Here is a 17,688-nt window from a genome sequence, read left to right on the forward strand (position 1 = left end):
AAAGTCAGGCGGGCACGTGAGCAGCGTGCGCCCCGCACCGCCGAACGCCAGCAGGAAGTTGTACAGAAGCTCGTCGCCGCCGTTGCCCACGCAGATGTTCTCGCGGGCTACGCCGCGCCATGCCGCCAGCTCGTCGCGCAGGTCGTTGGACATCGGGTCGGGATAGCGATTGAGCGGCGTGGCGGCGAGCGCCTCGTCGATCGCTTCGCGCACGCCCTCGGGCAAAGGATAGGCGTACTCGTTCGCCGAAAGGTTGTTGTCGCACGGCGTGAAGGCGGGGTCGTACGGCTCGATTTCGGCCAGATGCGGCTGCACGAGCGCGCGCATGCGTTCGGAAAGCTGCGCCATGTCTCACGCCTCCTTCGGCGCGACGCCCGCGACCACCGTTGCCTCGTCGTCGCACGGCCAGGCGATATCGGTCAGATTCGTCGCGGCAAGCGCCTCGTAGGTGACGGCATCCTCGCCCTGCTCGATCACGCGGCGACGCAGCGCAACGGAAAGCGCGTGCGACCACAGCCCTTCGCCTTGGGCAAGCGTCTGCGTGGCGGGCGCGTCCTTGAGCAACCCCGCCGGCGTGTAGCACACCACGGAAGAGCGCTTGACAAAATCCTCCACCGAAAGCGGATTGGAAAACAGTGCCGTGCCGCCCGTGGGAAGCGTGTGGTTGGGGCCTGCCACGTAATCGCCCAAAGGCTCCGAGCTCCACTTGCCCACGAAAATGGCGCCCGCGTTCTCTATCTTGCCCAGAAGCCCCATGGCGTCCTCGCAGTGCAGCTCCAGGTGCTCGGGCGCGATGGTGTTCACGGCCGTCACCGCCTGCTCGAGATCGTTAGCCAGCACGATGACACCTTCGTTGGCAAGGGAGGTGCGGGTGATTTCCTCGCGCGGGCTCTGCGAGACCAGAAGATCGATGCAACGCTCCACCTGACGGGCATAGCCCTCGCTGTACGTGACCAGATAGCACGCCGCCAGCGGGTCGTGCTCGGCCTGCGCCATCAGATCGGCCGCCACCACCACAGGATTGGCCGACTCGTCCGCCAGCACGCACACCTCGCTGGGGCCGGCCACCATATCGATGCCCGCATCGCCCGACACCAGGCGCTTCGCCGCAGCCACATACGCGTTGCCGGGGCCGGTGATCTTGGCAACCTTGGGAATGGACTCGGTGCCGTACGCGAGCGCCGCCACCGCCTGGGCGCCGCCCACCATGTAAATCTCGTCCACGCCCGCCACCTTGGCCGCCGCAAGCGTGTACGGCGAGATGCCGCCCTCCTTCTGCGGCGGCGTCACCATCACGATGCGCTTCACGCCTGCCACCTTGGCGGGGATGGCATTCATGAGCACCGTGGAGGGATACTGCGCGCGGCCGCCGGGCACGTAGATGCCCACCGCGGGAAGCGGCGTGACCTTGCAGCCGAGCATAGTGCCGTCGGGCCTGGTGGTGAACCAGGACTGCTCCACCTCGCGCTGGTGGAAGTCGCGAATCTGCGCGGCCGCCTTCTCGAGCGCGGCGCGGAATGCCGGACCCACCTGCTCGAGTGCCTCGTCCATCACGGACGGGTCCACGGCAAAATCCGCAACGTCCACACCGTCGAATTTCTTGCAGTATTCGCGCAGCGCCCTATCGCCGCGCTCGCGCACATCGGCCACGATGGCCGCGGCGGAATCCATGACCGCCTGGGGCAGCACGCCCTGACGCGGAAGCTGGCTCGCCTCGAGGTTCTTATCGAACAGCTGGATGTATCTCATGGTGATTGCTCCTTTTCGCAAGAATGGTTTACTCGGCAAACCGTTCTATCTGGAATGGTTTCGACATGCGGGCCCGACAACCCGCAAAACATTCAAGGTTAAGCCGGATGGGCCTTGCATCGTCCGTGCATGGCGCCCACACGCAGTTATTCGCGGAGCGTACACGGGTGCGCCGCCCAACGGCGCCGTAAGGTTAATGTCGCGCGGCCCCTCCTGCGGAAAGCGCCGCCGCCAGCCGACGGATGCGCTCGTCGCAGCGCACGCGTGCCGGGCTCGCGAAGAACCGCGCCGTGCACGCCATGACCTCGTCCACGACCACCAGATTGTTCTCGCGCAGCGTGGTGCCCGTAGCGGTGATGTCAACGATGCGGTCGGACATGCCCACCATGGGCCCCAGCTCGATATTGCCGTGTAGTGTAACGATGTCGGCCTGCACGCCGATGCGGTCGTAATACATCTGAGTGATGCGCGGGTATTTCGTGCTTATGCGGATACTGCCGCGACGGGCCAGCGCCGCCTCCGCGCGACCGGCGGCATCGGCGGGCTCCGCTACCACGAAACGGCAGGCGCCGAAGCCCAGATCAAGCATCTGCACGAGATCGAAACCGGCCTCCACGAGCGAGTCACGTCCGCAGATGCCGCAGTCGGCCCCGCCCGACGCCACGAACGCCGGCGCGTCGGTGGGCCGCACAATCACGTATTCCACGCCCTCGGCGCGAACAATCAGATGCCGCCCCAAATCGCGCAGGGGTTCGACATCCAGACCCGCCGCTTCGAGCGCGGCAACCGAATCCTCGAAGAGCGACCCCTTGGGAACCGCGATGCGCAGCGGGCGAGAAGGCGAATCCTCCCCCGCCTCGCCGGCCTCAAGCGCTTCCTCAACCGCTTCAAGCGTGAGGGCGAAGCCCGCCGCCGGCATGGACGCGCCTCCGAAGCGACCGAGCGCCTCGTCGTAGCGGCCGCCGGACGCAATGGGCGTCGCCGAGCCGTCCACGTAGGCGGCAAACACGAGGCCTGTGTAATAGTCGAACGAGTTGAGCACCGAGAAATCCACCGACAGGCGATCGGCGAACCCGGCGTCGTACGCGGCATCGAACAGCGCGCGTAGCTCACCGATGCCGCCATCGCCCACCACATAGGGTTCGAGCAGCGCCGCCGCCTGATCAAGCGCCTCGGCGCCGCCCCAGATACGCGGCAGCGTGCGAATGGCTTCACGCGCCTGACGCGGAATGGAGAGTTCTGCCACGCATTCGTCCAAACCCACGAAATCCGACGCGTGAACGAGATTCAGCACCGCGCGACGATCAGAGGCGTCGGATACGCAGGCATCGAGCAGCTCCTTGAGAGGCTTCACGCTTCCGCACACCATGCGCCACCCGGTCACGCCCACCGCGTCGAGCGCCTCGGCGGCAAGGGACACCACCTCGGCATCGGCCGCGGCGCCCGCGTCGCCGATGAGCTCGATGCCCAGCTGCGTGAACTGGCGCGACCGGCCCGTGAACTCCGCCTGCTCCCGAACAACGGGAGCCACGTAACGCAGGCGGAAAGGTCCGGATGCGGGGTCGAGTCGCGTGGAAGCCATACGCGCGATGGGCATGGTGAGGTCCGAGCGCATCATGAGCAGACGCCCGCCGCCGTCGAACAGCTGGAACGCCGCATCGTCCACCCTGGCGCCGCGCGAAAGCGAGGCGCGGTCTTCGAGCAGAGGCGTTTCCACAGGCAGATACCCGTGCGCCGCGAAACCGTCGCTGACGGTGCGGCAGATGCGTTCGCGCGCAGCCGCCTCCTCGGGCATGATGTCCCTGAATCCTCGCGGCGTAATCGGTCTCACTGTTCGCTGCCCCTTTCGTTGCGTACGTCCGCGCGAAGAGCATGCGAATCCCCTCGCGTCGTTTTGAACGCTGTTACTTTAGCACAGTAGATTGCTAAAGCATAAAAAGAAAACGGCGATTTACCCAGATTTAGCAGAGTAACGAAAAAACGGCAGCAGGCAATGAGAGCGACAAGGAGCAACGAAACGGCGGAAACGGCGGAAACGGCGGCCGACAATGAAAAAACGGCGGCCTTTCGACCGCCGTTTCTATAATCATCTCTTTACACACGAGAGTGCAACCCGTGCCCGTGCGCCACATTCACGCGAGGCACCCGGCCCCGTTAGGGCGGAAACGCAGGCCGCACCCCGCGCCATGTATTACAGACTTCCCAAATCGTAAGGGGTGGTCTGATACACGTAGTAGTTCAGCCAGTTAGTGTAGATGAGCTGGCCTTCCGCGCGCCACGACACGATGGGCGTCTTCGTGGGGTCGTCGTCGGGATAGTAGTTCACCGGCACCTTGATGGGCTTGCCCTTGGCCACATCGCGGTCGTACTCGAGTTTCAGCGTGTCGCGGTCGTACTCGGGGTGGCCGAACACGAAGAAGTGCTTGGAGTCGGTGCTCTTCGCGATCGCCACGCCGCAATCGTCGGAATACGCGATGACCTCGAGCTTCAGATTGGCCACGATATCCTCGTAGCGCGTCTCGGAGTGGCGCGAGTGCGGCATCATGGACACGTCGTTGAAGCCGCGCACCAAAGGCGACGACGGCTTGAGCAGGCGGCTCTCGAACACGCCGAAGCACTTCTCATCCAGATTATGCTTGGGCACGCCGTAGTGGTGGTAGAGCGCAGCCTGCGCACCCCAGCACACGTGGAACACGCTGTGCACGTTGGTGAGCGACCAATCCATGATCTCCACCAGCTCGGGCCAGTAGTCCACCTCCTCGAACTCGAGCGTCTCCACCGGGGCGCCCGTGATGATCATGCCGTCGTAGCGCTGGTCGCGCACCTCGTCGAACGTGCGGTAGAACGTCTCCAGATGGTCGGCGGACACGTTTTTGGACTGATGGCTTGCGATGCGCAGCAGCTCCACCTCGATCTGCAGCGGCGTGTTGGACAGCTTGCGCATGATCTGCGTCTCGGTGACGATCTTGGTGGGCATGAGGTTGAGCAGCAGCACGCGCAGCGGACGGATGTCCTGGTGCATGGCGCGGTGCTCGGTCATGACGAAGATGTTCTCGCCCTCGAGGATGGAGGTCGCGGGCAGCGCGTCGGGGATGCGGATGGGCATATGGGCTCCTTCTATGAACGTTCACGCCGAATTAACGTTAGAGATACGGGCACTCATTATAATGGTGCGGCGAATGAAATCGACGGCCAAATGCCGCCGGATGAGCGAAGGAGACATCATGACCGAGCAGATCGGCACCACCTGCGTGCAGGGCGGCTACCGCCCCGGCGACGCCGAACCCCGCCAGATTCCCATCTATCAGTCCACCACCTGGAAGTACGACACCTCCGAGCACATGGGCAAGCTCTTCGACCTCGAAGAGGCCGGCTACTTCTACACCCGCCTGCAGAACCCCACGAACGACTATGTGGCGGCCAAGATCGCCGAGCTCGAAGGCGGCGCGGCGGGCATGCTGACCTCTTCCGGCCAGGCGGCCAATTTCTTCGCCGTGTTCAACATCGCCGGCTGCGGCGATCACGTGGTGGCAAGCTCCGCCATCTACGGCGGCACGTACAACCTGCTCGCGCACACCATGCGCCGCATGGGCGTGGAGTGCACGTTCGTGGCACCCGATTGCACCGACGAGGAGCTGGAAGCGGCCTTCCGCCCCAACACCAAGTGCGTGTTCGGCGAGACCATCGCCAACCCCGCGCTCGCCGTGCTCGACATCGAGCGTTTCGCCAAGGCGGCCCACGACCATGGCGTGCCGCTGATCGTGGACAACACCTTCCCCACGCCCGTGAACTGCCGCCCCATCGAGTGGGGTGCCGACATCGTGACGCACTCCACCACCAAGTACATGGACGGCCATGGCGCGGCGGTGGGCGGCGCAATCGTCGACTCCGGCAACTTCGACTGGATGGCGCACGCAGACAAGTTCCCCGGCCTCACCACCCCGGATGAAACCTACCACGGCGTGGTGTATGCGGAGAAGTTCGGCCAGGCGGGCTCGTTCATCACCAAGGCGACCGCCCAGCTCATGCGCGACTTCGGCTGCATCCAGAGCCCGCAGAACGCGTTCATCCTGAACCTGGGCCTGGAAAGCCTGCACGTGCGCATGCCGCAGCATTGCAAGAACGGCCAGGCCATGGCCGAGTTCCTGAGCCAGCATCCCAAGATCAGCTTCGTGAAGTTCCCCGGGCTGCCCGGCGACAAGTACCACGAGCTCGCCAAGAAGTACCTGCCGAACGGCGGATGCGGCGTGGTGAGCTTCGGATTCGTGGGCGGGCGCGCCGCGGCCGAGACGTTCATGAAGAGCCTCAAGCTCGCGCAGATCGCCACGCACGTGGCCGACGCGCGCACCTGCGTGCTGCATCCGGCAAACGCCACGCATCGCCAGATGAACGACGAGGAGCTCGCGGCGTGCGGCATCAGCCCCGACATGGTGCGCCTGTCCTGCGGCATCGAATCCACCGAGGACCTGATCGCCGACGTCGCCCAGGCGCTCGAACAGATCTAATAGCGCAGATACCACGGCATTACCAGGAAGGCGTCCGCAAGGGCGCCTTCTTTATGCCCTCGATTCTGGCGTTTCGCCAACATAAAAGGCCGCGACGCAATAGCATCGCGGCCTTAAAAGCCCCTTGATATGTTCGGTGAAACCTATTCGGCAGCGTTGGTGTAGCCCTCGAGCTTGGAGGTGCAGTGCGGGCAACGCGTGGCGTCGTCGGCGATCTCCTGCTTGCAGAAGGGGCAGGTACGCGGCTCGGGAGCGGCCTCTTCCTCTTCCTTCTTGAGCAGACCGGCCTTCTCGGCAGCAAGCTCTTTCAGGCGGGCGGCTTGGTTGACGGCCTTCACGATGGCGAAGACGGCAGCGGCGGTGATCAGGAAGCTGATGATGGCGGAGATGAACGCGCCGAAGTCGATGGTCTGGCCATTGAGGACGACAGCCATGCCCTTGACCTCGGGGTTGCCGCCGATAGCAGCGATCATCGGCTGGATGAGGTCGCCGACCAGAGAGTTCACCACAGAGGTGAACGCGCCGCCGATGATAACACCAACGGCCAGGTCAATCACGTTGCCGCGGCTGACGAACTCGATGAATTCCTCGATAAGATTCTTCTTCTTTTCTTCGGCCATGAGAGCCCTTTCTCAATAAGAGCGCCGCCGGGTCAAAGCATTGAGCCCATCCCCGCACGGCGCTTCCGATGTACAACCTGCGGCATAATACAGCTTCCCATGCCGTGACGCTACGTCATTCGCCTACTCAACTAAACATTGAATGACGCTTTCGCTTTATTCCGCCGCACAGGTTCCTGACCGAGAGCTTTCATGCGCTCTGCGAAGCCGCCTCGCCCTTTGTCCCCCTTTGCACGGCGACTCTCTTCAGAACCGAATCAATACGCTCACACTTGATGCGCAGATTCACGATGTGGCCGGTCAGCGGCACACGCCTGTTGCAGAAGTTGACCACGTTGCCCACGCACACCGCCGACACGAGCGTGCCCAAGCCAATGCCGTGGAGATACCCGAAGAAGATAAGGGACAGCACCAGCGCGATGCCCGCAAGCGTCGAATCGAACGCCACCTTGCACGAGCCGAAACGCTTATGCGTGAAGAGCGAAATCGCACGCACCGCGCCCTCACCCGGCACCAGCAGTACGTTGGGCGCCACCTCGATGCTCACACCGAATCCCAGCACCGCGCAGCCCAAAAGCAACGCGATACCCTGCTCAATGATCGAGGTGGGCACGAACCACGAAAGCAGCGCCATCCCTACGTCGATGAACGCCGAGAACGCCACGTTCACCAGAATCTGCAACCACTGGAACGGCTTGAACTCGTCTTTGAGCAGAAGCGGCTGGATGACGATGAACAGCATGTTGATGATGAACGTGAACATGCCCAGCGTCAGAGGGAATTCCAGGCTCAGAACATACGGAAGGCTCGAGATAGGCGACGTGCCCAACGCCGCCTTGGTGATGAGCGCGATGCCGAACGAGTTGATGAAGACGCCGATGACGAACCAAGCCCAACGCTCTACGAGCATGCGCGTTTTCGCCGCTTTCAGCCTCTTCAACCGTTCTTCCATGCAATCGCTCCTTCGTGTTAATCGAGCCGCCATCGCCCAAACCGCCGCGCGGATGGCAGCGCTCGTCGAATGCGGCGTGATGCCGCCCTTGATTTATCTGTAAGTGGGTTGACTCTATTGTACGCCTGTGTGCGACGCTATCGCGCAATCAACAGATTCGAAGCAAGCGTCAACCCCACCCGCAAGCGCAACCGCACGTTTCCAACCAAGACATGGAAGCGGATTGTTCGCAGCAGCGAATAGCATCCGTGCAGGCATTTCATGGAGGCAGCCAGGCGTTGCCGCTTTGTAAAATCCAGGTAAAGCCCCTCTGGTAGAATGCGCGTCATGTTTGAGACGATCGCACATACCGACCTCGCGATTCTCCACGCGATACACGACACGCTGGCCTCGCCCGCACTCGACGCCGTCTTGGCCACCGTTACCACGCTCGGCGACATGGGCTTCATCTGGTTCGTCGTAGCGCTCACCGCCATCGCCCTCAAGAAGCACCGCGTATTCGGCATCGCCATCATCGTGGCGATTGGGCTCGCATACGTCATCGGCGACCTGGGCCTCAAGCACCTCTTCGAGCGCTCGCGCCCGTTCCTCGTCGACCCGACGCTGGCAACCAGCCTGATCGAGCTGCCCACAAGCTTCTCGTTCCCCTCGGGCCACACCTCAAGCTCGTTTGCAGCCGCCACCGTGCTCTGCCTCACGCCCTTCGCCCACCGCTGGTTCAAACCCGCCGCCGCACTGGGTGCCGTGTCCATCGCGTTCTCGCGCCTCTACCTCAGCGTCCACTACCCCTCCGACGTCTGCGCCGGAGCCATCCTGGGAATCATCTGCGGCATCATCGCCGTACGCATCGTAGGCACCCTCGCCGCCCGTCACGCCGACGCCAAACGAGAAAAAGCCCTCCAAAAGCAAAGCTAACACCACAAAAAAAGCGGAAGAGCGAAGCGACTTCCACCGCGTAAAGCACGCACCAAAAAGCCCGAGACACTTGGCGGTGTCTCGGGCTTTATCGTTGTCGTAACCCGCGGGCAAGCGAAGCGATGCCCGCCGCGCGAAGCGCGAATAAGGCATTGAGGCACTTGGCGGTGCCTCAAGCCCGCCGTCGCTGCGAGCCGCGGAAGAGCGAAGCGAATTCCGCTTTGTGGGCGATGAAGCCCCGATTGGCCGGTTTCCCATGCGCCCTGGAGCGAGGGTGAGGAGATAGGGGTTCCTAAGGGGGAAGAGGAGGGGAAACCTCCCCTCCTCTTCCCCATTAGAGACCAAACCCCCACATCTTCACTTCGGGCTCCAATCTCACGCCAAACTGCTCGAACACGCGATCCTGCACATCGGCAATCAGCTGGCGCACATCCGCCGCTGTGGCGCCGCCCGCGTTCACCACGAACCCGGTGTGCTTCTCGGACACCTGCGCGCCGCCCACGCGATAACCGCGCAGTCCCGCATCTTGGATAAGCTTGCCCGCAAAGTAACCTTCGGGACGCTTGAACGTACTGCCGGCGCTGGGCATCTCAAGCGGCTGCTTCTCCTCGCGGCGGGCCTTGAGGTCATCCATGCGCTCCTTGATGGCGGCGACCTCATCGTGAGCAAGCTCAAGCATGGCCTCGACCACGATGTAGCCGGCATCTCCCATCATGGAGTGGCGATACGACCAGTCGGCATCCTCGCGGCTCACGCGCACGAACTCCCCGTCGGGGGTCACGCAGGCGAGCTCCATGCACACATCCTTGAACTCCCCGCCGTATGCGCCGGCATTCATGATCGCAGCGCCGCCGACGGTGCCGGGAATGCCGCTGGCAAATTCGAAGCCGGCGAGCTCCGCCTCAAGCGCCGCACGCGCGACCTGGGCGTTCGTCGCTCCCGCCTGCGCTACGATACGCGTGCCCTCCACGCGTACGTCGGCCATGTTGTCGAGGATCTGCATGACCACGCAGCGCAAGCCCTCATCAGCAACCAACAAGTCGCTGCCATTGCCCACCACGGCAAGCGGCGCATCGGCCTCGCGGCACGCCTTCACGATAGCGGCGACCTGCTCGGCAGAACGAGGCGCCACGTACACATCGGCCGGTCCACCAATCTGAAACGTGGTATGCGCGTTCATAGGCTCGTTCGCGCGCACGTTTTCTTCTCCAACGATGCGCGCGAGCATCTCAATCAATTCAGGACGTACAGCAGCGTTCGCCATGGTATTCCTTTCAACAAAGCTCGTTGTGCTGAAGACATTGTACAAAGGAGGTCAAATGTACGGCGAAATGCCGCGTTTCGAGCGGTTCCACCGTCAAAATGACGTCCTTTGCAAGCAGGAAGACCCTACAGCAGGGCCGCTTCCCACTCAGCCTCCTTGAATCCTACCAGCACGAAGCCATCGCCCACAACCAGCGGACGCTTGACCAGCATGCCGTCGGTCGCCAGAAGCTCGAAGCATTCCTCGTCGGACATGCCGACATCCAGCTTCGCCTTGATGCCCAGCTCGCGGTATTTCATGCCGCTCGTGTTGAAGAATCGTCGCACGGGAAGGCCGCTCTTCGCATGCCATTCGGAAAGCTCCGCCGCCGTCGGATTGTCTTCCACGATATGGCGGTCGACATACTCCACGCCGTGATCGTCCAGCCATTTCTTGGCTTTCTTGCATGTGGAGCATTTGGGGTATTCGATGAACATCACAGACATGTGACAGCCTTTCTCTTTCGTATGCGGCCGGGGTCAAGCGGCGCACATCGGCGGCGCCAAAGGCGCCTTTGCGAGAATTATAGATGAAGCGCGGAATACAAGCGCAGAGGGCATCCGGCTCAGCCGCGAGCCTTCTCGCCCACCAGGCTCGTCATGACCGCTTCGGCCACGCGAAGCCCGTCTGCCGCCGCAGACATAATGCCTCCCGCATAACCCGCGCCCTCGCCGCACGGGAACACGCCCGCACACGAGGCCCCGCCGGCGAAACGCGCCTGGAATCCTTCCTTGTCGCGCACGATACGCACCGGACTTGAGCTACGGGCCTCGACGCCCGTGAGTACCGCGTCCGACGAGGAGAATCCATGCAAACGCCTGTCAAACTGCGGAAGCGCCGCCGCAATGGAGTCGGCGACAAAAGCGGGCAGCACCTCATGCAGATTGCCCCATGCCACGCCGCGCGCGTAGGTGGGTTTCACAGAGTTGCCCTCCCCCGCCTGGACGCTCGTGGCGCGATGTGCCAGAAAATCCTCCACGCGCTGAGCGGGCGCCGCGTACATGCCTCCGCCCGCCGCGTACGCCGCGCGCTCCATATGACGCTGCAGCTCCACGCCGGCAAGCACGTCATCGCCCGGCAGGTCGCGTTCCTCCACGCCCACAAGCACAGCGGCGTTGGCGTTGCTGCCATCGCGGGCGAAACGGCTCATGCCGTTCACACACACGCCGCCCTCTTCGGAGGCCGCGCAAACCACCTCGCCGCCGGGGCACATGCAAAACGTGTACACGCCGCGCCCGTCCGGCAGATGAACCGCCAGTTTGTAGTCGGCCGCGCCAAGCGCAGGATGATCGGCAGCCGCACCGTACTGTGCACGGTTGATAAGCTCTTGAGGATGTTCGATGCGCACGCCCACCGCAAACGGCTTACGCTCCATCGCAAGCCCCGCGTCGCGCACGACCTCGAACGTGTCGCGTGCAGAATGGCCGCAGGCAAGCACGCATGCATTCGTCTTGATCGAACGCGCCTCGCCCTTCGCATCGCGCACGTACACGCCCGTAAGCTTGTCACTCTCGAAGCGAAAGCCCTCGAACCGCGTGCGTGCCAATACCTGGCCGCCCATGCGCTTGATTTGCTCGCGCAGCGACGAGACGATGCCCACCAGGTTATCGGTACCCAGATGCGGCTTCGCCTGCCAAAGAATCTCTTCGGGGGCGCCTGCCTGGACGAAGATGCGCAGCACGTCTTTGCAGCGGGGATTCTTGATGTTCGTGGTCAGCTTGCCGTCGGAGAACAGACGTGCGCCGCCGTCGCCGAAATGGATGTTGCATTCGGGGGCGAGGTCGCCGCCTTCGTTGAAGCGCTCGATCGCCCCCATGCGCTCTTCCGCCAAATCGCCGCGCTCAAGCACGATGGGCTTCGCGCCGAAGCGGGCAAGCGCCCACGCGCAGAACAGGCCCGCAGGCCCCGCGCCCACCACTACGGGACGCGGCGGAACCTCGAACGGCTTGCCAAAACGATATTCGCCCAGATAGCTGTCGAATCGCAGCGGATGGAAAGCGTCGTCGCCGGCGCCTAAATCCTTCAGGCGCGCAGGCGACACAGCGCCGCGCGCAACCACGGATGCCTCCATGCCCGCGGCAAGCTCTACGACGTAGGTCGCCACGAAGTGCACATCGCTTTTCTTGCGGGCATCCACGCTGCGCTTCGCAAGAAGCATGCGCACGATATCATCGGGATTAACGCCCAGCGCCCGCGCGACGGCGATGCGCGCAAGGCTCTCGCCCTGCGGCAGCCCCGCATCGAGCAGAAGGCGCACGTTGCTTACTTCGAGCATATCTACCCCGCGAACGACTGCCAGGCGACGCCCGCCGCCGCACGCCCCGCGAGCATGCCGCTCGTCCATGCCCAGTGAAGGTTGTAACCGCCGCAGCGCCCGTCGATGTCCAGCGCCTCGCCGCACACATACAGGCCCGGATGCGCGATGCACTCCATCGTGTGGGGATCGAACTGCTTCACGGCATAGCCGCCGCGCATAACCTGCGCCTGCTTGGGGTCGGCGATGCCTTTGACCTCAAGCCCGAACGATTCGGACACCATGGCAAGCACCACGGCTTCCTGCTCGGCGATGATGGGTTCATCGGGATTGAGACCCGCAGCCACCACCACCGCGCGCGCCACGCGCGACGGCAGCATGCCGGCCATGACCTGCGCGGCGGTGCGATTCGGGTGCGCCATCGCGGTATCGTAGATGAAATCGACTTTATCCTGCGGATCCATATCGGGAAGCAGGTCTATGAACACCGTCTGGCCGGGCCTCACATAACGCGACATATCGAACGCCGCGATGCCGGAAATGCCGTAATCGCGGAACAGCACCTCGCCGCGCGTCTCAGGGCCCATGGACACGTCGTCATGCTCGGGGTCGGCCACATCCAGCCACGCATCGCGCAAATCCTGGGCGTCGACGTCCAGATACAGGCGCGCACGCACGCGGATGCCCGAAAGCCCCTTGATGGCGCGCGTGTCGCACTTAAGCGCCGCGAGCACCGGGCGCGTCTGCTTGCAGGCGACATCGGACGGAAGCAGCCCCTTGGCGGGATTGCCGCCCACGCACACCACTACCGCGTCGAACTGCTCTGACGACCCGTCGTCCAGACCCACGCTCCATGAGCCGTCCTTCGTCGGCGCGACCTCGGACACGCGCGCGCCGCAGCGCTCGACGGCGCCCGCCTCGGATGCCGCAAGGCGCAGCAGATCGAGCACGGTGGCCGCCTTGCCGCTGTAGGGGTAGATGCGCCCCTCTTCCTCCTGGTAGCACAAAAGACCCATGTCCGAGAAGAACAGCTGTACCTCCTCAGGGGGAAGCACGTTCATAGCCTCCTGCACGAATGCGGGGCGATTGTAGTCTTCGGCGAAAATATCTGCATTGCTCAGGTTGCAGCGACCGTTGCCCGTAGCGAGAATCTTCTTTCCCACGCGATCAGCGGCTTCGAGAATTTCCACCTGGGCGCCCGCGCGTGCCGCCTCAATGGCGGCGACGAGGCCCGATGCGCCTCCTCCGACGACGGCTATGCGCATGGCTTATCCTCCTTGATTTTGGGACCGTTCTGGATGAAGAACGTGCACACGCGGCAGATCTCTTTCACGGGCACGCTGCGGTCGACGTCGGGGTTGTCGAACATCGCCAGACCATACGCCACCTGATGCGTCGGGCGGTCGCATGCCGCGAAATTGCAGTCAGGCGGGCACGGCTCGCCAGGAGTGTTGTGCGGGCAGCGGCTTTGCATCTCCTCATCGCAGCCACGCAAATCCCAACAATGCGCCATGATGGTCCTCCTTAATCAAATCCTTGCCGCCCTTATGATACGCAGAAGAAAAGCGACGCCGCCGAAACACCACCATATCGGCAGTTTTTCGCAGCGTCGCGGTGCCTCAAAAAACAAAAAGCGCCGTTCAGACGAACGGCGCAACGTGCTAGCCTGCGTTGACGACCCTGGTCACGCCGGGCACATGCTCCTTGAGAATGCGCTCGACGCCGTTGGTCAGCGTCATCTGGCTGATGGGGCAGCCTTTGCAAGCGCCCTGCAGCTCCACGGTGACGGTGCCGTCCTCAGCCACGTCGATCAGCGCCACGTCGCCGCCGTCGTTCTGCAGGCTGGGACGGATGAGGTTGAGGACCTCTGCGACCCTCTCTTTATCGATTGCCATGGGATTTCTCCTGTCTGTCGCGGCGGCTCAAGCCGCCCTGTTAAATACCGCGCACATTGTAACGCACCCGCTCTCATTCGCATACGGAATGTCAAAGTGTCGTAAAAAAGAATAGCGCCTCGTAACCGTAACGTGAGTTATCAAGCCAGCGAGACACGGAACGAAACAGCGAGCGGCGACCCAGTGCCCCCATCTAGCCCTGCCGCATGCCCTGCAAACATGCCAGTGGCATGCTTGGTCCCTCTCTTTCGCAACCGAGAGGGAGCGCGCTGCGGAGTAGCGCAGCGCACGCAGAACCATGCACAAGAGGCTAGATGGGGCACCGGGCCGCCGTGTAGCGCCATAGCGTCTTATCGAGCAGTTATGACGGCTGGCAAGCCGTCGTAACTAAATCTCCTTCACCCAGAGGCCATGCAGGTTGCAGTACTCGTACACCTTGACGGCGGACGCGCCCTCGGCAAGCTCGAAATCAGCAACGGGCTCGTCGTCGGCGGTCAGGGTGGCGACCTGGTAGCCCTTGTCGGTCACCAGGACGATGAACTGGATGAGATGGGCCTCGGTCATGGGATGAGCGACCTCGCCCACCTGGACATGCACATGAGAGCCCTCGACGGAAACGGCGGGAACGTGCTTCTCCAGCGCGCCGTCGGTGGCGCCGGCCACCAGCTCGACCATGGGCTCGCCGCAGCAAATCATGGGGACGCCCGAATCGACGACCTTGATGGCGATGTTTCCGCAGTGCTCGCACTTGTAGAACTTGATTTCCATGATATCCCCCTCTGAAGGACGGTTCGGAAGGCTGTGCCCTCCTTTGTTTTCGGCGATCTTGCCGATTGGTACCATACTATCGCGCCGCGACGTAAGCTCAAGCAGTTCGCAGGAAACGTCGCGCTTCCGTAACGAACCCGCCTCGCAATTTCCTTTTCGCGACAACGTATATGTTACTATTTTTGTTCCATTTCCGCAACGCCCTGCTGAGGAAGCTTCATCTTAAGGGCATAAATCAGGATGACGATACCGGCAAGCACGAGCGGTAGCGACAGGAGTTGTCCCATGGTGAGCCAGCCGCCCCACAGATAGCCCAACTGCACGTCGGGCTCGCGGATGAACTCGATCAGGAAGCGGAACATGCCGTACATGATCAGGAAGAGGCCGAAGTGCGTACCGCGCGGCAGAGGCGGCTTCTTGCGCGAAAGCGCGAACAGCACGATGAAGATGATCACGCCCTCGAGCAGCGCCTCGTAGAGCTGCGAAGGATGGCGTGCCACCTCGCCCGCCGCGCCACCGAACACCACGCCCCACGGCAGGTCGGTGGGAGCGCCCCACAGCTCGCCGTTCACGAAGTTCGCGCAGCGTCCGAAGAAGAGCCCGATGGCGGCCCCGATGCACCCCATGTCGGCAAGCGTGAGAAACGGCATGCGCGTGATCTTTGCCGCCACCATGCCGCCCACGAGCACGCCGATGAGTCCGCCGTGGAAGCTCATGCCGCCCTCGTTGAACGCAAGAATCTTTTCCGGATGCTCGAGATAGAACCCGTCGCCGTAAAACAGCACATATCCCAGGCGACCGCCCAGGATGACGCCGATGATGACGGCGAACACGATGGTGAAAAACGAATCCTCGTCGACGCGCACCTTCCAGCGCTTGGCAAGGTTCGCCATCACCAGAAACGCGCAGATGAATCCCGCGATATAGGCAAGCCCGTACCAGCGCACCGCAAACGGCCCCACCTGAAACGCGATGGGATCCAACATCTGATAGATCTCGTTGAGCATCGAAACCCTTCCTAGCGCCCCGTTCACGCGACGCACAATTCGCTCTTCATCAAGGAAAGCCGGCGGATGGCCCGCCGGTTTCCAGTCGCACCTTATTCGACAGCACCGACATCAGACGTTTCCGCGCCCTCAGCCAGGCCGTCGCCCGTTGAGCCATCGGTGGCTCCGCTGTCGGTTCCGCTGGCCGCAGTATCGCCCTGATCGCCCTCCGCGGCATCCGTCACGCCCTCTTCATCGGCGCCCCAGTCGGAGCCGACGACCACGAGGATATCGGTGTCAAACGTGTAGTGGATGGAATCCCATACGGCGCGGCCATGCCCCAGCAAAGCAACCACGGCATTCGCCTGCTGCTCGAACTTCTCTTCCTTGTAGATGACCAGCGTCTCGTCGTAGACCTGCATGTTGGCGTTGCCCACGGAGGAAACCTTGAGCCCGCCTTCTTCAAGCAGATTCGCCGCCTCGGCAGCCGCGCCCTCGACGCCGCCGCCGTTGTTGACGGTGATGCTGAACGAATCGCCGTCGACCGACGCCACAACGTCCTCAAGGGACTCCTTGGGAGTCTGCCCCTGCTTGACGCGCTCCATCATCGTGGTCCATGCGTCTTCGTCCATGGTCACGACGCGAGCGCCGTCCGAGGTGTAGGACTGCACGGGCATGGCACCCGACATGACCGAACCAAGCTCAAGCCCGCGCAGCGACTTCACAAAGGAGCCGAGCGCACGCACGTCCATATCAGTCTTCAGGCAATTGGCGATCTTGTCCATATCCAGGTAGTAGCCGATGCCGTCGAGCGCCGACGCCTTGGACAGCATCCCCGCCGCCACCTGGGCCATATGCGCGGCCCTGCCGTCGTCGGGCTGGTCGAAATCGTTGGCGCGGCACAGGAACAACGCCTGCTGGCCGTTGATGGTCTGGAAGCCGGAGGGAAGCGTCATATCGCCCGCATCGGGGTCGGACACCTCGGCGGGAAGCGTCACGGATATGCCGCCGAGCGCATCCACCAGCCCCTCGAGGCCCGCAGCATCGGTGCGCGCGTAATGAACCGCCTGAACGCCTGCGATCTCTTCCACCGCCTGGGCGAGTGCAGCGTCGCCGCCCTGGGCGTACGCATCGGAAAGGGTCTGCGATCCGTCGGGCAGCTGCACAGCGCCCGGCATGGTCACCACGGTCGCCTGACCGCTTGAAGCGTCGGTGCGCACGAGCGCGACGGCTTCAATCGCACCGGGGTCATCGTAGCTTGCGGCGAGTATGGTGTATTCCCCGACGTCTTGGACGCCGTCCGCCGCATCTGTCTGGCCATCTTCGGCGGGAGCGAGCACTTCGGAGAGCGCTCCCCCATCCGAGATGCAAAGGCGCGGGTCGATATTGCCGATGTAGACGAAGCTCGCAGCGACGCCCGCCACAACCAGCACGACGATCGCCAGCGCGATGCCGATGACAGCCTTACGGCGCCTGCCGGCATCGACCGAGCGCTTCAGGTAGTCACGCTGCCCGATGCGGTTCTCATAGGCGCGACGGCTTTCGCGCGTCGAAGTGCTGGGCAGCACCTGGTGTATTTCGCCGCGTTGCGCAGTGCGGGCGCGACGCGTATCGGAAAACTTCTTCTTACGCGAATAGATCGATGAAGACTCGCTGGGAAGCTGGCTTTTAATCGTAGCCTGGCGCACCTGGCGAGAGGTGCGCTTGAACTGCGAGCTGGACGGTCGGCGTGTCACCATGG

Annotated in this window: 17 protein-coding genes; 2 read left to right on the forward strand and 15 right to left on the reverse strand. The window is 63.1% G+C overall.

Features of this window, described 5'->3' with window-relative positions:
- The 4 genes from Q0J60_RS00365 to metA form a co-directional block, all read right to left on the reverse strand.
- On the reverse strand, positions 1–348 hold a 348-nt coding region (locus tag Q0J60_RS00365; RefSeq protein ID WP_294438212.1), incomplete at its 3' end, for an aminotransferase class I/II-fold pyridoxal phosphate-dependent enzyme.
- A gap of 3 nt (positions 349–351) precedes the next feature.
- Complete coding sequence (gene hisD, locus Q0J60_RS00370; protein WP_294438213.1) at positions 352–1,749, reverse strand: histidinol dehydrogenase; 1,398 nt, start codon at positions 1,747–1,749, stop codon at positions 352–354.
- Between the two features lie 193 nt (positions 1,750–1,942).
- Positions 1,943–3,580, reverse strand: coding sequence for an ATP phosphoribosyltransferase (gene hisG / locus Q0J60_RS00375; RefSeq protein ID WP_294438214.1), 1,638 nt, complete (start codon positions 3,578–3,580; stop codon positions 1,943–1,945).
- A 360-nt stretch (positions 3,581–3,940) separates the two neighbouring features.
- A complete protein-coding gene (gene metA / locus Q0J60_RS00380) occupies positions 3,941–4,855 on the reverse strand; it encodes a homoserine O-succinyltransferase (protein ID WP_273122839.1) in 915 nt (304 codons plus the stop codon).
- A gap of 118 nt (positions 4,856–4,973) precedes the next feature.
- Here metA and Q0J60_RS00385 point away from each other — a divergent pair, with 118 nt between their 5' ends.
- Positions 4,974–6,254, forward strand: coding sequence for an O-acetylhomoserine aminocarboxypropyltransferase/cysteine synthase family protein (locus Q0J60_RS00385; RefSeq protein WP_294438215.1), 1,281 nt, complete (start codon positions 4,974–4,976; stop codon positions 6,252–6,254).
- A 143-nt stretch (positions 6,255–6,397) separates the two neighbouring features.
- On the opposite strand, the gene mscL is transcribed toward Q0J60_RS00385, so the two are convergent.
- On the reverse strand, positions 6,398–6,874 hold the full coding sequence (mscL, locus tag Q0J60_RS00390) for a large conductance mechanosensitive channel protein MscL (RefSeq protein WP_294438216.1): 477 nt from the start codon (positions 6,872–6,874) through the stop codon (positions 6,398–6,400).
- Between the two features lie 190 nt (positions 6,875–7,064).
- Positions 7,065–7,826, reverse strand: coding sequence for a YitT family protein (locus Q0J60_RS00395; RefSeq protein WP_294438217.1), 762 nt, complete (start codon positions 7,824–7,826; stop codon positions 7,065–7,067).
- A gap of 327 nt (positions 7,827–8,153) precedes the next feature.
- Between Q0J60_RS00395 and Q0J60_RS00400 the strand changes: the two genes are divergently transcribed.
- Positions 8,154–8,741: a phosphatase PAP2 family protein gene (locus tag Q0J60_RS00400; RefSeq protein WP_294438218.1), complete on the forward strand. Its 588-nt coding sequence runs from the start codon at positions 8,154–8,156 to the stop codon at positions 8,739–8,741.
- 334 nt (positions 8,742–9,075) lie between these two features.
- On the opposite strand, the gene murB is transcribed toward Q0J60_RS00400, so the two are convergent.
- The 9 genes from murB to Q0J60_RS00445 form a co-directional block, all read right to left on the reverse strand.
- Positions 9,076–9,969, reverse strand: a complete 894-nt coding sequence (murB, locus tag Q0J60_RS00405; RefSeq protein WP_294438242.1) for a UDP-N-acetylmuramate dehydrogenase — start codon at positions 9,967–9,969, stop codon at positions 9,076–9,078.
- Between the two features lie 161 nt (positions 9,970–10,130).
- Complete coding sequence (locus tag Q0J60_RS00410) at positions 10,131–10,490, reverse strand: arsenate reductase family protein (RefSeq protein WP_294438219.1); 360 nt, start codon at positions 10,488–10,490, stop codon at positions 10,131–10,133.
- A gap of 119 nt (positions 10,491–10,609) precedes the next feature.
- A complete protein-coding gene (locus Q0J60_RS00415) occupies positions 10,610–12,319 on the reverse strand; it encodes an FAD-dependent protein (protein ID WP_294438220.1) in 1,710 nt (569 codons plus the stop codon).
- A gap of 2 nt (positions 12,320–12,321) precedes the next feature.
- On the reverse strand, positions 12,322–13,563 hold the full coding sequence (locus Q0J60_RS00420) for an aminoacetone oxidase family FAD-binding enzyme (protein ID WP_294438221.1): 1,242 nt from the start codon (positions 13,561–13,563) through the stop codon (positions 12,322–12,324).
- The gene (locus tag Q0J60_RS00425) at positions 13,554–13,811 is read right to left on the reverse strand and encodes a hypothetical protein (protein ID WP_294438222.1); all 258 of its coding nucleotides are present in this window, start codon (positions 13,809–13,811) and stop codon (positions 13,554–13,556) included. The genes Q0J60_RS00420 and Q0J60_RS00425 overlap by 10 nt, the downstream gene beginning before the upstream one ends.
- A 148-nt stretch (positions 13,812–13,959) precedes the next feature.
- Positions 13,960–14,193 (reverse strand): NifU family protein, encoded by a 234-nt coding sequence (locus tag Q0J60_RS00430; RefSeq protein ID WP_294438223.1) that lies wholly within the window; start codon positions 14,191–14,193, stop codon positions 13,960–13,962.
- A gap of 387 nt (positions 14,194–14,580) precedes the next feature.
- The gene (locus tag Q0J60_RS00435; RefSeq protein ID WP_294438224.1) at positions 14,581–14,961 is read right to left on the reverse strand and encodes a desulfoferrodoxin family protein; all 381 of its coding nucleotides are present in this window, start codon (positions 14,959–14,961) and stop codon (positions 14,581–14,583) included.
- Positions 14,962–15,137: 176 nt separating this feature from the next.
- The gene (lgt, locus tag Q0J60_RS00440; protein WP_294438225.1) at positions 15,138–15,968 is read right to left on the reverse strand and encodes a prolipoprotein diacylglyceryl transferase; all 831 of its coding nucleotides are present in this window, start codon (positions 15,966–15,968) and stop codon (positions 15,138–15,140) included.
- Positions 15,969–16,060: 92 nt separating this feature from the next.
- Entirely contained in the window at positions 16,061–17,686 is a 1,626-nt protein-coding gene (locus Q0J60_RS00445) for an LCP family protein (protein ID WP_294438226.1), read from the reverse strand.
- Between the last annotated feature and the right edge of the window lie 2 nt (positions 17,687–17,688).

Origin of the sequence: uncultured Slackia sp. (genome assembly GCF_944321625.1) — a bacterium.
Taxonomy (GTDB): Bacteria; Actinomycetota; Coriobacteriia; order Coriobacteriales; family Eggerthellaceae; genus Slackia.